Origin of the sequence: Acetobacterium sp., from assembly GCF_039830195.1 — a bacterium.
Lineage (GTDB): Bacteria > Bacillota > Clostridia > Eubacteriales > Eubacteriaceae > Acetobacterium.
This window is the reverse complement of sequence record NZ_JBDODG010000006.1, coordinates 244,803-259,808: the sequence shown is the minus strand read 5'-3', so window position 1 is coordinate 259,808 and position 15,006 is coordinate 244,803. Positions and strand designations below refer to the sequence as shown.

At 49.0% G+C, this 15,006-nt stretch carries 13 protein-coding genes; all 13 read left to right on the top strand.

Features of this window, described 5'->3' with window-relative positions:
- Positions 1–86: 86 nt before the first annotated feature.
- The 13 genes from ABGU93_RS02380 to ABGU93_RS02320 all read left to right on the top strand — a co-directional run bounded on the left by ABGU93_RS02380 (position 87) and on the right by ABGU93_RS02320 (position 14,919).
- Entirely contained in the window at positions 87–968 is an 882-nt protein-coding gene (locus ABGU93_RS02380; protein WP_347411906.1) for an Ltp family lipoprotein, read from the top strand.
- A 143-nt stretch (positions 969–1,111) separates the two neighbouring features.
- On the top strand, positions 1,112–2,233 hold the full coding sequence (locus ABGU93_RS02375; protein ID WP_347411905.1) for a hypothetical protein: 1,122 nt from the start codon (positions 1,112–1,114) through the stop codon (positions 2,231–2,233).
- Positions 2,234–2,419: 186 nt separating this feature from the next.
- On the top strand, positions 2,420–3,163 hold the full coding sequence (locus ABGU93_RS02370) for a hypothetical protein (protein WP_347411904.1): 744 nt from the start codon (positions 2,420–2,422) through the stop codon (positions 3,161–3,163).
- Between the two features lie 16 nt (positions 3,164–3,179).
- Positions 3,180–3,695 (top strand): hypothetical protein, encoded by a 516-nt coding sequence (locus ABGU93_RS02365; protein WP_347411903.1) that lies wholly within the window; start codon positions 3,180–3,182, stop codon positions 3,693–3,695.
- 69 nt (positions 3,696–3,764) lie between these two features.
- Positions 3,765–4,049, top strand: a complete 285-nt coding sequence (locus ABGU93_RS02360) for a helix-turn-helix transcriptional regulator (RefSeq protein WP_347411902.1) — start codon at positions 3,765–3,767, stop codon at positions 4,047–4,049.
- A gap of 62 nt (positions 4,050–4,111) precedes the next feature.
- Positions 4,112–4,252, top strand: a complete 141-nt coding sequence (locus ABGU93_RS02355; protein WP_347411901.1) for a hypothetical protein — start codon at positions 4,112–4,114, stop codon at positions 4,250–4,252.
- Between the two features lie 159 nt (positions 4,253–4,411).
- Complete coding sequence (locus ABGU93_RS02350) at positions 4,412–6,493, top strand: HD domain-containing phosphohydrolase (protein WP_347411900.1); 2,082 nt, start codon at positions 4,412–4,414, stop codon at positions 6,491–6,493.
- Positions 6,494–6,774: 281 nt separating this feature from the next.
- Complete coding sequence (locus ABGU93_RS02345) at positions 6,775–7,782, top strand: uroporphyrinogen decarboxylase family protein (protein ID WP_347411899.1); 1,008 nt, start codon at positions 6,775–6,777, stop codon at positions 7,780–7,782.
- 262 nt (positions 7,783–8,044) lie between these two features.
- Positions 8,045–10,096 carry an EAL domain-containing protein gene (locus ABGU93_RS02340; protein ID WP_347411898.1) on the top strand — a complete coding sequence of 684 codons (2,052 nt, stop codon included), beginning with the start codon at positions 8,045–8,047 and terminating at the stop codon, positions 10,094–10,096.
- Between the two features lie 154 nt (positions 10,097–10,250).
- Positions 10,251–10,868, top strand: a complete 618-nt coding sequence (locus ABGU93_RS02335; RefSeq protein ID WP_347411897.1) for a carboxymuconolactone decarboxylase family protein — start codon at positions 10,251–10,253, stop codon at positions 10,866–10,868.
- A gap of 202 nt (positions 10,869–11,070) precedes the next feature.
- Entirely contained in the window at positions 11,071–12,336 is a 1,266-nt protein-coding gene (locus tag ABGU93_RS02330) for a 2-hydroxyacyl-CoA dehydratase family protein (protein WP_347411896.1), read from the top strand.
- Complete coding sequence (locus tag ABGU93_RS02325; RefSeq protein ID WP_347411895.1) at positions 12,333–13,547, top strand: 4Fe-4S binding protein; 1,215 nt, start codon at positions 12,333–12,335, stop codon at positions 13,545–13,547. The genes ABGU93_RS02330 and ABGU93_RS02325 overlap by 4 nt, the downstream gene beginning before the upstream one ends.
- Positions 13,531–14,919 carry a 2-hydroxyacyl-CoA dehydratase family protein gene (locus tag ABGU93_RS02320; protein WP_347411894.1) on the top strand — a complete coding sequence of 463 codons (1,389 nt, stop codon included), beginning with the start codon at positions 13,531–13,533 and terminating at the stop codon, positions 14,917–14,919. Before ABGU93_RS02325 ends, ABGU93_RS02320 begins: the two co-directional genes overlap by 17 nt.
- Positions 14,920–15,006 lie beyond the last annotated feature (87 nt).

Genomic DNA, 15,006 nt, shown 5'->3' with positions numbered 1-15,006 from the left:
TTCTGAACCTTCCCACTACTCGTTCAACTTGGCAAATTACTTATGAAAGCGATGGAATGAATTTAAATATTTAGGGGGAAAATGAAATGTTTCTATTTTGGGCAGCGATGGGGTTATTAGGTATTATTGTCAGTGTCATTATTTTAATTATTTTCGGCATTCAGAGAAAACCGTTAAAAATACCGTTTATCGTCCTGGGCGCAAGTTTTATCGCCCTGATTTTAGGCTCTTCTTCATCCCTGGGGATGTTTTTGGGAATGATCGGTCTGGTCGGTCTGATCGCCACAATGGTGGTGCTGATCGTTTTTGGTGTTCGCAAAATGCCGTTAAAAATACCCTTTATCGTCCTGGGGGGATGCCTCTGTTTATTTATTACTGGCGTTGCCATCACCGGGACCAGTTCAGCGGCTGCCACGTCATCCACCCCGACCAATAAACAGGGAACATCTGAAAAAATAACGATGGAACAAGCGGCAGCCGACAAAGCGGTAGCCGATAAAGCAGCGGCTGATAAAGCAACAGCCGATCAAGCAGCAGCGGACAAAGCAGCGGCCGACAAAGCCGTAGCCGATAAAGCAGCGGCGGACAAAGCGGCAGCCGACAAAGCCGCAGCGGATAAAGCAGCGGCCGATCAAGCAGCAGCTGACAAAGCTGCCGCGGAAGCAGCGAAACCAAAACAAACAATGGGGCAGAAAAACGCCTTGGCAAAAGCCAAAGCGTATTTAAATTATACCGCCTTTTCGCATGATGGCTTAATTGGTCAATTGCAATATGAAGGCTATTCTGATGAAGATGCAACCTATGGGGCCGATAATTGTGGTGCCGATTGGAATGCCCAGGCAGCGAAAAAAGCTAAAGAGTATTTAGCGTATACATCATTCTCGCGTTCAGGCCTAATTGATCAATTGATCTATGAAGGTTTTACCAGTGACCAAGCTGAATATGGCGTAACAGCGGTGGGGTATTAATACTGATGAAGCCAACCCTCAGATTCAGTTTGTCTGAATTTGCGGAATTATTGGTATTATATTCAATAATTAAAGTGTAAACAATAAGCCTAAACAGGCAAAGTAAAACGCTGTAAATTTTAAAATACTTATGGAGGTTATTCGTGGCAGGTTATTTTTCACCAACAGATCAGAAAAGAGAACTCGAAGAAAAAGAACTCAAGTTAAAAATGGAAAAGGCAACGGAAAAAATTTTGACGTATTCCTTATGGTACTCAAAAAAGATCAATGCACTTAAACAGGAAATTGCGAAACAAGGATTCAAGTTCACTTTTGGCATTGAAATTATTGACAGTAATTTAAAAAAAGACGAGAAGAATCTTGATGGCATAAAATTCTATGATATGGCACCTATAAGTGGATTAGCATTTGACAATCACGCACAGTGCATGATTTATTACTTTTCAAATCCTGGAATTTATGATGCTTACTGCAAATCAGAGGAAGTAAATATTTTTGAATATGATGTAATTCCGTTTAAAGACATCAAAAAAGCCAAACTTGAGATTGATTCAAGTACCATTACAGAAGCAACTTCATCTAAAACCGGAGTTATCACACGCAGTATCATTGGCGGTCTCATTGCTGGGGAAGCAGGTGCGATTATTGGGGGATTATCGGGGAGTGAAGTTACCCAGACCAGTTCCATAACCGCCCATAATAGCTGTGAAATGATCATTTTTACGGGCAATGATAAATATCCTGTGATTAAATTCTTAATTGAGAAGCTTCAGAATTACGATGCGCAGAGTCAGCTAAGTAGGGAAATGGTTGTAAATGTGACAGATGGGATTTTTACGGATACGATAAAAGAAAACTATTTTGATGTCATCGCGAATACCGTCAAAGAATACGGCGCATCAAATGGAACATATACCCCCTGTGAAATGGGAAAGGTTTATGATCTGGTTTGTGAAAGAAATATTTTCTCTGTAAATTTGGAAAAGTATCGACAAGAAATTAAGGCGTTAAACAAAACTTTTGACAGTGCTTTATATACAAAGTTTTGTTCCGGTTTAGATGAAGCCATTAATATAAATAAAACAATTAAAAGGCTTCAGGAAATTGTCCGTAAAATTGAAGCGATTGTGCTCAATAGCGAAAGCAACACGAGTTCTGGCAGCAATATCATTGATCAATTGGAAAAATTGATCAAGATAAAAATTGATGGTTTCATTACAGATGAAGAATTTGCTTTGTTTAAAAAGAAATTGATTGAGAATTGATACAGTGTAAATGAAGGTAATATGTCATGGGGTCGTTTTGAACCTCATGGCAATAAGACCTCCCGCCACATATGTTGAATAAAATATCCCCTTCGGCACTCATTTATTCAAAGTTTTTAGGAAATACTAAAAATGACTAAAAATCACCATCCCCCCAAAAATTTATAAAGATGGGAAGATACATTAATGAAATCCAAAAAAATCAAAACTTGCCTGGTCATATTGATGGTTCTAATTTGCGGCTTGTTGCCATCGGGAATCATAGCCAGAGAAAATAGTAAAGCAGGGCTTGATGTTCAGGGACAAGCAGACCCTAATCTACTGGAGCTGATGGAATGGCAGGGCGTTATCGCCAATGCCGAGACCGGCGAAGCAATCGAATTCAATTCACAAAACGACAAACAACAGGTGGTGCAAAGCGCTGATACGGAACTTATTTACTTCAATGAAAATACCGGTGAGAAGCAGTATTTTCAGGAAATCACAATTGCCCTGCCAGAAAATGTCGACCAAAGTGGTTATGGGACAATATACAGCAGTCCTCTGGCGGATGAAAAGAATGTGATTTCAGTCGTGTTGGGGATGCGCTATTCGATGGGGGATTCCGGAATTTATCAAGTCATCCGGATTGATGGTGTTTATGTGAATTGGGAAATGACCGATCCAACGGTCCGCCTGACAGATGCTGTTTTAGGATACCAAATTATCAACGGTATCGGGGTGGAAAATGGTGCCGTCAATGAGCAGGTATTGTGGAATCTGGAAACCGCGGCAAATAGTTATCAAACAGAAAGAATCGCACCCAGTCCCTGGTTCCTTCGGGTGAACGGGTTCGTTCATAGTAAAACCATCTTCTCGGGCCATCTGTCCCAGACAAATGGCGAATCGCGATCCCTGGTGATGACATTTGATTCAGGTATTGATGTATAGAATGAAGGAGTGGATCATGGACATTAACCAACAACAGCGCACCAATAAAAACAAAGTAATGCAGTGGGGCTATACCATTTTAATTTGGGTGCTCCCGGTTTTATACCTGACCCTATATCCCTGGCTCTTAAACCAGACAAAATTTTTGGCCCGGAATGAAATCACATTTGGACCCGATGCCAGTATGGTTTATCACAACTTATCGGTCTTTATACTTCCGATTGGGTTTAAACTGTTACTTGGCGCCGGGGTATTTGTTTTGGTATTCGGCGTCAGAAAATTCAACAGCAAAGCAATCTTGATCGGAAACCTTCTGGGGGTGCTGTATGCCCTGATGATTTTGCTGAGCTATCCGATTTATTTTAATAGTAATTTTGTGTTTACGATGAACCAGCAGCTGATCAATCAGATTTTTATGTTAGGCATGTACACCGGTCCCGGGAATCCCAGTTTTATGCTGGCCTTTTATGGTCTGCTATTTTACCAAATTTTAAAAGGATATCAAAGACGGTCAGTGCCGGATCAACTATAACGATAACGCCGGAGCGGGAATTGGAAAGAGCGCGAAAATACTAAGCAGATTACGAAAGAAGGTGTAGAAATGAGTAAGCCAGGGGTAAAATTTGAAGCGATAAAAGAACAATTAATGATGGATGAAGAATTCAGACTGGAATATGAAAAGTTACAGCCGCGTTATCAAGTGATCTCACAATTTATAGAAGCCCGAAACACCCAACATATGACCCAGGAAGAACTGGCCTTGCGGGTAGGTACTCAGAAATCAAATATTTCACGTTTTGAAAGCGGGACCTATAATCCCACCCTTGATTTCCTGGTCAAGGTTACAAAAAGTTTAGGCAAAGAACTGCACATCGAAATTAAGTAGCCTTAAACCCTGTTTAAACCCCCAACATTCGGGTACTCTGCCAGAATAAGGAGGTTTTTATCATGAATTCGTGTTTAATTGTTTATTACTCGCTGAATCATTCAACGGCCAAACTGGCAGAAAAAATTGCCGCCGGGCTGCGCCAGGCGGGCCTGGCAACGCCGCTCATCACCAATTACGGTAAATCCGCAGGCCATTGGTAAAAACTGGCGTTGCCTTTTTTGATCGTCTCGCGGTCCCGCAAATCCGATGGATTAAACCAGCAAAAGCGGGTATAATAACTACCAAACAGCGGCTGCGAGGGGGCGCCTTGAACCAACCTCCGGCCCCCGCCGCTCGTCCCGAAAAGAGGTGAGACCATCATGTCGTCCCAATTGATCACGGACCTGTTATTTAATACCGCCCTGCTGCTGTCGATCAGCATTGTTTACAATCTGTTTCTGATCCACCTCGACCGCCGCAAAAAGTGGCTGGAGGCAGTCCTTGGCCTGTTCCTCGGCGGGGTGGGGATCCTCTTGATGATCAACACCGTCAGCTTTACCAACGGCATTATTTTTGATACCCGCTCGATTCTGATCAGCGTTTCCGGCCTGTTTCTGGGCTATCTGCCGACGATCATCGCGACCCTGCTAATCTCGGCCTACCGTTTTTATATCGGTGGCGCCGGGGCCCTGACCGGGGTGCTGGTGACGGTGACCTCCGCGGCAATCGGGCTGCTCTGGTATCGCTACCGGCTTCCTAAGATCGTCAAAAAATCCGCTCAGGTCTGGCCCGAGCTGTACCTGTTTGGCCTGCTGGTCCATCTCGTGATGCTGGCCGACATGCTGACGCTGCCGAACTCCCAGGGTCCAGTGGTGCTCCAGGCAATCACCCTGCCGGTGCTGGTGATCTATCCGCTGGGGACGCTGCTGCTGTGCCTGGTGATGCTTCAGGGCCTGCGAAATCGGGAAGCTGAAAAAGACCTGCGGGAAAGCCGGGAAAACTATAAACAGCTCTATTATGAATTCCAGAACAGAGAATCGCTGTTGCGGTCGCTACTAGACTCGATCCCGGATCTGGTTTTTTATAAGGATCAACAAAGCGTTTATTTAGGTTGCAACAAAGCTTTTGAAGCGTTTGCCGGTAAAACCATCGATGAATTGGTGGGCCTGACCGACTTTGATCTCTTTGATCCAGAAGCGGCGACCCTGTTTCGGACCATGGATGAGATCATGATGCGTGAAAAAAAGTCCCGCCGCAACGAGGAACTGGTCACTTATCCCGATGGCCGGCAAGTCTATCTGGAAACCCTGAAAACCCCTTACTATGGCCGCGACGGTCAGAACCTGGGCCTGATCGGGATCAGCCGCGATATTACCGACCGCAAGCGCGATGAAGCCGAGATCCTCTATCTGGGCCAGCACGACGCCCTCACCGGGCTCCATAACCGCAGCTATTACGAAGCCGAACGGAAGCGGCTGGATCACCCCGACTATCTGCCGCTGTCGCTGGTCATCGGCGATATCAACGGGCTTAAGCTGATCAACGACGCCTTTGGCCACATCGAGGGGGACAAACTGCTGATCAGCATTGCTAAGATCATGGCCGATTGTGCCCGGCCCCAAGATGTGCTGGTCCGCACCGGCGGCGATGAGTTTGTGATGCTGCTGCCCCAGACCAGCTATGGCGCAGCCGGGGCCCTGGTTGAAAAGCTCAAAAGCGCCTGTGAAGCCGGCTACAAGCTGGACAATGAAGTGATTATCACCAGTATCTCGCTGGGTTTTGCGACCAAGTGCAACGAACATGAATCCCTGGAAAAAGTATTTAAGCTGGCCGAGGAATCAATGTACCGGAAAAAGCTGCTGGAATACAAAAGCTTTCATTCGGCGGTGCTGAATTCGATTAAGACCACGCTGTTTGAAAAAAGCAACGAAACCGAAGCCCACGCCGAACGGATGGCTGATCTGGCCAAGCAACTGGGCCAGGTGCTGGGGCTGGATCAGGAGGAGCTGGTGTCGCTGGAGCTGGTGGCGACCCTGCATGATATCGGCAAAATCAGTATCGACAGCAAGCTGCTCAAAAAAAATACCCCCCTGACCGAGGCCGAATGGGCGGAAATCAAAAAACATCCCGAGGTCGGCTATCGGATCGCCCAGACCGTACCGGAACTGCGCAAGATCGCCGAATATATTCTCTGTCACCATGAACGCTGGGACGGCAACGGCTATCCGCAGGGCCTCAAAGGCGAGGAAATCCCCTTGCTGGCGCGAATTCTGGCGATTGTCGATGCCTACGATGCGATGACCCAGGACCGCTCCTACCGTCCGGCGATGGCCGAGTCGGCGGCCATTGCCGAGCTGCAACGCCATGCCGGCAGTCAGTTTGATCCGGACCTGGTGATGGTATTCATCGACGAGGTCATCGAAAAAAATAGCAACACCGCGAAAAGCAGCGTCGATGCTTAAAAAAACGCCTCTGGTCATGCAAGCAAGATTGTGAAACTTTCTTAATTATATTTAAAATAACAGAATAATACGATAAAGCCCCGAATTATCAGGTAACCCATGATGATCTGGGTCTTTTTTAGAATCCCGTCAGAGCGCCGATGATAACGTCGTCAAAAATATAAATTTAACCGGTTAAGTAATGCTTGTATTCTGACAAAACTGGTGATATAATTGTTTTTACAAATATATACGTATTTAAATTGTGTAACGCTACTAAATTTATAGGAGGAAATGATTTTATGCTAACGAAACGACAGAACCTATTGGAAACGATTAAAGGTGGCAATCCGGACCGCTTTGTCAATCAGTACGAGGCCTTTGTCTGTACCGATGCGATTTACGGAATGATCATGGGCGATCCGATTACCGGCCAGGGCGCCTTCCCGATGCCTGGTGGCGAACCGGCCAAGAATGCCTGGGGCATTACCTTTGCCTGGCCAGCTGGCACCCCCGGCGCTTTTCCCTTACATGATAAGGAACACAAGGTCCTCCAGGATATCACCAAATGGCGGGACGTCGTCAAAGCCCCGAAAACCGACCTGCCCGCTGAAGCCTGGGCACCTTTTTTACCCGCCATCGAAGCGATTGACCGCAATGAAGTGTTTGCCACGGTTTTTGTCGCTCCCGGCGTCTTTGAACAATGCCATCATTTAATGGGGATGGAAGATTGTCTGATGGGCTTCTATGAAGAACCGGAAGAAATGCATGCCCTGATTGACTACATCGTCGAATATGAGCTGGCCTATGCCGCCGAACTGATCAAATATTACAAACCGGATTGTCTCTTCCATCATGACGACTGGGGCAGCTCCCTGAATTCGTTTATGGCGCCGGAGATGTTTGCCGAATTTATCGTTCCCGCCTATAAAAAAATCTACGGCTTCTATAAAGCCAACGGCGTCGAGCTGGTGGTCCATCACAGCGATTCCTTTGCCGCCAATCTGGTCCCCCTGATGATTGAAATGGGGATTGATATCTGGCAAGGCTGTATTTCGAACAATAATGTGCCGGAACTGATTAAACAGTACGGCGGCCAGATCTCCTTCATGGGCGACATTGACAACTCCCTGATTGATGATGAAAACTGGACCCCGGAAAGTGTTGGCGCCGAAGTCCGCAAGGCCGTGGCCCGTTGTGGCAAGCATTACTACATCCCCTGCATCACCCAGGGCGGCCCCGGCAGCGTCTACCCCGGCGTCTACGAAGCCATTACCGCCGAAATTGATCTGATCAACGCTGGTAAATAGTTTAGCCCCTTCATCCACCCCTATCAAACCCATAATAGAAAGCCGGAGCCTGGTCTCCGGCTTTTCTGCGTCCGGCCTGCCGGCTAAGTAAAAATTAAATAAACAAAAAAGGCCAGGAAAATTAATTTTTGGTCTTTTTTAGGTGCGTCCGCGGCATCTTTTTCGGCTGTTTTTGAGATTGGCATTGAAAAGCATTGGCTGATCAGATAAAATAAAAAGCTGGAAGCTGAAATATGCGAAGCAAACACGAGGAGGATAACCCATGTTATTGCTTGATACCCGGTTATTGATCGTCAATATCCTTTTTTTTGGGGTTATTTTCGTCGATTACCTGAGAAATAAAAAACTGCCCTTACTCTCCAATAAATGTTTTTCGGTGATGCTGTATTGCACCGCCGTGAATCTGGTGTTTAACATCCTTAAAATCTATGCCATCGTTCATACCGAGACGGTTACGCCGCCAGTCAGCCGGTTTTGTAATCAGGTCTTCTATCTCACCCTGATTCTGGTGGTGGTGGCCCTTTACTGGTATGTCGAAATCCTCGGAAACCAGCAGAAGCGGGTCAAGTTTAAAAAACTGGCTAAGCGGATGCTGCCTTTTGGGCTGGCCCTGCTGCTGATTGGCTACGGCGATTTGAACTACTACTATGACGACAGCCAGATTTATGCCAGTGGCTCGATGGCGATCGCTTTTCAAGTGACCGTTATCTTTTACTGCCTGTTGATTATCCGGAGCACCTTCCGCCTCAAAAATACCATCGCCAAAGAAAACCTGCTGGCCATCCGGGCTGGGATTGTCCTGCTGATGGCCTCATCGATGATCCAGTTTTTTAACCTCGGGCTGTTGCTGTCTAGCGTAGCAGTGACGCTGATGATTCTGTTTATCTATCTGTCTTTTGAAAATCCCAAGGAGTATAATGACGAGGCCACAAATAGCTTCAATAAACGGGCCTTTCACCTGATGCTGGAGGAAAAAAAAGAAGCTGGTAAGTCGCTGGTTCTGATCAGCGTGGTGCTCGACGATCTGAGCCGGATTCAGACGATGATGGGCCACGACAACACCAACCAGGTGCTGGCGGTGGTCGGCGCGAAAATGAACACAACCATGTCACAAATCCCGCTGCTGCAGGAACCGTGCGGGGCAGCCCGGCGAAAAATCGGCCGCCAGCAGCAAAAGCACATGGCCAAGCACGGCTTTTTGTCCAGTGTTTACCATACCCGGAGCAATGTGATGACCTATCTCACCGAACTGCCGTTGAGCTGTCTGACAGAACCGCTCGAAGCGTTATCCCGGATGATTGCGGAGCCGGTTGTTTTTGACCACTTTACGGTGGCCATCAAGGCCCATATTGATGTGATCTGCACCGAGGTTTACCGGGATCAGGAAAACTGTGATGAAATCTACGAGATGATGAACTACATGGCAGCCCACAACGAGGCCACCGCCGAGACCAATTGCTATTTTCTCGATGCCGATATCATCGCCCGCAAACAGCGCACGAACACCATCGAAGCACTGGTCCGCAAAGCCATCGAAACCGGTGGTTTCGAGATTGTCTACCAGCCGATTTATCATGCCAGCGCCGGCCAGTTTCTCTCGGCCGAGGCCCTGGTAAGGCTTGCGGACACTGATATCATTGGCTTTGTTTCGCCGGAGGAATTCATACCAATTGCTGAAAAGAAGGGCTTGATCATCGAGCTGGGGGAAATTGTCTTTGAAAAAGTCTGCGCCTTTGCCCGGCAGCAACAGCTTCAGGAAAAGGGCATTGCATACATTGAGGTCAACCTCTCGGGGATTCAGTGCGTGCATCCCGATCTGCCCGGGCAATTGACGGCGATTATGAAAAAATACCAGATTCCCCCGGATTTCATCAACCTTGAAATCACCGAAACGGCGCTGGTCGAGTCGGGGGAAATGCTCCAGGTCAACATGCAGCGGCTGCGCAATGCGGGCTGCAGCTTTTCGATGGATGATTTCGGCACTGGCTACTCCAATCTGTCGCGGATGGCCGAGGTGGTTTATGATCTGGTCAAGCTCGATAAGAGCCTGATCTGGCCCTGTTTTGAGGAAGAAAACCCCAAAGCGACGGCCATTCTGGAAAGCGTCATCTGGATGCTCAGGCAGCTCGGCGTCAACATCGTCGCCGAAGGGGTGGAGACCAAGGAAATGGCCGACTATCTCAGTAGCCAGGGGGTCACCCATCTGCAGGGCTATTATTATTCGCGACCGATTGGTGAAGCGGCCTATCTGAGCTTCTTGGCGGCAAAAGGTGAGGGTGGAAGCGCCGCGGTTTCGACAGCCGCAGGTCTGTGACCAGAGGCAAGGTGCCAGCGTTCTTTGCTCAAAAAAGACATTAACCCCAGACGCGATGGCCGTGGCACTTTCTCGCCAGCGCCGGTCCAGGCGCACCGTTTAAATCGTTAAAATAACGGTATACAGTCAATATAAAAATAAGCGGAGGTGCGCCATGAAAAAAGCCCACAAAATTGACCAGCGCCGTGCTCTAAACCAGCCGGAAACGTATATTAAACCACCGAAAAAAATCCCCTTACTGCTGCGGATCGGCTTGTTTATTGCTAAAAAAGAAACCGGCAAAGACCTGCTGCCGGCACGGCTGTTAACCTGGTATCCCCGCGCGGCGATCGGGTCCGGGGTGTTGGAGATGATGACCGCAAAAGGGCAGACCGAGCAAGAACGGCGGTTGCTCAATCTGGTCCGGCTGCAGGCCTCGCTGATCTGCTCCTGTACATTCTGTATTGATATGAACGCCGTCGGGATCGTCAAGAATGGCATCAGCGACGACGAACTGGCTGTTTTACAGGGGCGCCGGGCGGTCCAGTCGGTTGATAGCTTCAGCCTGCGGGAATTGCTGGCGCTAGAGTATGCCATCAGTCTGTCAAGCACGCCGCCGGACCTGTCGGCGCAGTTCATCAAAAATCTGACCACGGCATTTAGCGAAGCCGAAATCGTGATGTTGGCCAGTACCATTGCCAGTGTCAATTATTGGGCCCGCCTGAATCAGGGCCTGGGCATCCCGCCGGCCGGATTCAGCGACCGCTGTTTGCTTTATCAGCGCGATCAATAAAATCAGGATCGCGGCGATTGTTTTGCCGCCCGGAACGCTTAAACGCCCCCACTTTTCCCAAACAGTGGTTTCAAGCCGCTGTTTTTTTTACGCCGAAAATGCCCGTCTTCACCTAATCTTCAGATAAGCTTCAACCATCCCACAAACTATCCTGTTACAATTTGGATATAAAATCTAAGAAATGACTTTAGGAGGTAAGACGATGACGGTCAATCAGCCCAACAGCAAACCGGCCAGTAGCTATGAAAGTGAATACATGGACACCCTGAGAACCTTGTTTAATGAAAGCAGCCAGATCGAAGCGATCCGCTATTTTTTAAATACAACCTATCTCTATTTTAAAGCGGACAATATGAAAAAGCGCCAGCCCCAGGTGATGGTGCTGGGCAGCAGTATTCCCGAAGAACTGATTTATGCCGCCGGCGCCAAACCCTTTTGGATTCTCGGCGGCAGCCTCGGGACGGTGGCCTGGTCCGACGATTTAGTCCCCCGGGACACCGATCCGGTCAGCCGCTCGATGCTGGGATTTTTGCAAAATGATCACTTTGATCTGGGCGCAGCCGCCCTGATTATCGTCCCGATCACCTGTGACAGCAGTCGAAAAATAGCCTATCTGCTGCGGGCGGCCGGGAAAAAAGTGGTCACCGTGGATATTCCCCCGGACAAAAGCGATCCCCTGGCCGGGCTTAAATGGCGGGATCAGATGGAGCAGCTGGCCGAAAAACTGGCGGACCATACCGGGCGGCGGCTGTCGAAAAAGAACCTCATCCAGGCCACCCAACTGGTCGAAACGGCCCGGAAACTGATGCGCGATTTTATTCAGGTCTGTCGCCAAAAGGACGGCCTGATCTCCGGCGCCTTGCGGATGGCGGTGCTTAATTCTTATTATTACACCACCGATCTCAAAAGCTGGTGCGGCCAGCTGCGCAAACTGAATCTGGAACTGCTGGCCAACCGCCAGGTGATAACGACGGCCGCCACAAGCAAGCCCAAAGTTTTATTGATGGGCTCACCGGTGGTGTTGCCCAATTATAAGATTCCCTTTCTGATCGGCGACATTGGCCTTACGATCGGGGCTACCCTGGACAGCAGCAGCCAAAAAATATACGCCAGCAGCACCCGCCACAAAGCCAGCAAGCGGGATCCCTTTACCGCCATCATCGAGACCCATTACCGCTATGACTGCTCAGCCGCCTACGCCCAGAATGAGATGCTCTTTCAGAGTGCCCGCTGGCATCTGGAACAGGGCGGGATTGAAGGGGTGGTTTTCCATGTGTTGAAAGGCCAGATTGAATATGATTTTGAACTGGAACGTTTTGAACAGCTGTTTGGAACCGCCACGATCCCGGTCTTCCGGCTGGAAACCGACTATCAGTATCAGGATGTGGAGCAATTAAGAATTCGGATGGAAGCCTTTATGGAAATGCTGGCGCATCGTCGTTATCGTGAGGAAAAAAGAGCCGTATGAAAAAAATCTGTCACAAGTTAAAAATCAATTCAAGAAAAATATTCACCCCGACGGTGCTCGCCATTTGCGGGGTGCTGATGCTGCTGTCATTGTTTGCCGGCAACCTGGTCTTTTACGCGTTCGGGAGCGACGACAGCGGCTATGCCATCACCCCGGTGCTGATCATCCTGCTGCTCGCGGTCATCGGCATTGTGCTGTGCCTGTGGCTGCGGCGCCGGATTGTCCGCAATGATCCGGTGATGGGCCGCTTTGCCGCCGAACGGATCAGCCTGAAGCCGGGAGGCACCGTTAAGGGCCAGCGCAAATTCGGCTTTATGACGATGCGCTGGTTGATCATGGTGATCAGCTTTTTCGCCCTGATCTACGGGGTCAAATGGCTGGGGCAGGGGTTTGGCAATATCGAACTGCCGATTTTTGCCTGTCCCATCAATCAGGATCAGCTGATTGACAGCAGCTGTTATACGCTGGCCCATTTAAACTCGCTGGTGGGGATGAGCTGGTCGAAAATCGGCATCTTTTTGGGCTCGCTGCTGCTCTCGATCGTGGTGCTGGGCCGCTTTATCTGCGGTTTCCTGTGCCCGATGGGGCTGATTCAGGATCTCACCCACGAAACCCGGCAGGGTCTGAAAATTGAAGGACTGTCCTTAAATGAAAAACTCTATAGCCGCTTAAAACCGATCAAATGGACGCTGCTGCTGTTATTTCTGGGGCTCAGCTTTGTCGGCGGCAACTTCTGCAATATCTGCCCGGCCATCACGGTTTCGCCGGCTCTGGCAGGATTTAAGGTATCGCTGTTTTTAAGCGGCTTCTTTATGATTGTGGTGATCATCGGCAGCTTTTTCAAACGCCGTTTCTTCTGCAACATCTGTCCGCTGGGCTACCTCATCGGCCTCGGTCATCGGATCTCGTTGTTTCGCATCAAAAAAGACTGTCAGGCCTGTACCGAATGCGGGGCCTGCTACGAAGCCTGTCCGATGGGAATTAAAACCATTTATACCGAACGGGAAAAACGTGATGTCACCACCGCCGACTGTATCATGTGCGGCGAATGTATTGATAAATGTCCGGAAAACAAGGCCCTGGCGATGAGCTTCGGCGGGGTAAAATTTTACCAGGCCTCCCGCAAGACCTTTATGTCGGGTCATAAAAAAACCGAAAAGCGGTTAAAACGCTTGATCAGGAAAAGAGAAAAAAATGAGTCTAATCAATAATAAAAGAAATAATCAGGAAGATAAACACGTCATTGAAAATAAGCGCGACGACCATCACAGTAACCCGCCGACCACCATGGCCGAACGGCAACGTCAGCGCTTTATCGACAAAGCCACCAAGGTGTCCGCCAAATATCTGCGGCGGCTGGAGGAATTACCCGGCGCCCCGGTGGCCATGCAGCCCTTTTTTCAGGTCCTCAGCGACATCTACGTGGAGATGAAAAATGTCGCCAAACCGGCCGATACCAAAATCGTTGGCACCTATTGTGTGATGGTTCCCGATGAGCTGATCTACGCCGTCGGGGCCCAGCCGGTGAAACTCTGCAGCGGCAATTATACCGCCTTTGCCATTGGCGATGATCTGGTGCCCCGGGATGCCTGCCCGCTGATCAAAGCGGTGATGGGTTTTCAGGCCATGGAAGTGATGCCGATTTATGATGACTGTGCCCTGATGGTGGTGCCAATTACCTGCGACTGTAAAAAGAAAATGGCCGGGATGTTAAAGGAACGGGTACCGACCTACGCCCTCCATGTGCCCACCGCCAAAAGTGATGATAGCGATATGGAGCAGTACGTCCAGGAACTCTATCAGCTGATTCCCGAACTGGAGGCGGTCACCGGCCAGACGATTACCTACCAAAGCCTGGCAGAGAGCATTGATGCCATGGGCTTTGCCCAGTATCAGATGTCAAAGTTTAATGAGTATAAAAAACATGTTCCGGCCTTAATCAAAGGGACCCACGCCATGGCGCTGATGAATGCTTTTTCTTACCTGCCGGTGGTGCAGTGGAGTCAGCAGCTGCATATCCTTAATCAGGAGCTGGCCCGCCGTAAAAAAGATCAGCACTACGTCAGCAAAGACAAACAGCCCCGGATTATGATCACCGGCTCACCGATTATTTTCCCCAATATCAAAATACCCCTACTGATTGAAGAAACCGGGGGCATTCTGGTGGGCGACGAAACCTGTATGGGTGAGCGTTCGCTTTACGATCCCACCGTCGTGGTGGACCAGAGCTTTGACGGCCTGATGCGGTCGCTGGCCAATCGTTACACCCGGCCCTGCACCTGTCCGACCTTTGTCGACAACAGTCAGCGGATCTACCGGATCAAACAGATGATTGCCGACCACCAGGTTCAGGGGGTGGTTTATCACGTGCTGCGGGGCTGTCTGGTCTATGATTTTGAATACCAGACGCTGGAAGATGAGTTGGGCAAACTGGGCGTCCCGGTGATCCGGGTCGAAAGTGATTACAACGAAGAAGATATTGAACAATTGCGGATCCGGATTGAAGCCTTTATTGAGCTAATCAAACTGAAAGATCTGGAAACCCGGATTATGAAACTGAAAAAACCAGAAATAGCAGGCTGACTCTTAACTGCCGTACCGACCAATTGTTAATCTGTTGTTCGCTGCGGAATCGGACAGGCTTTGCCGTGTCCGCTCCGATGCGTACAA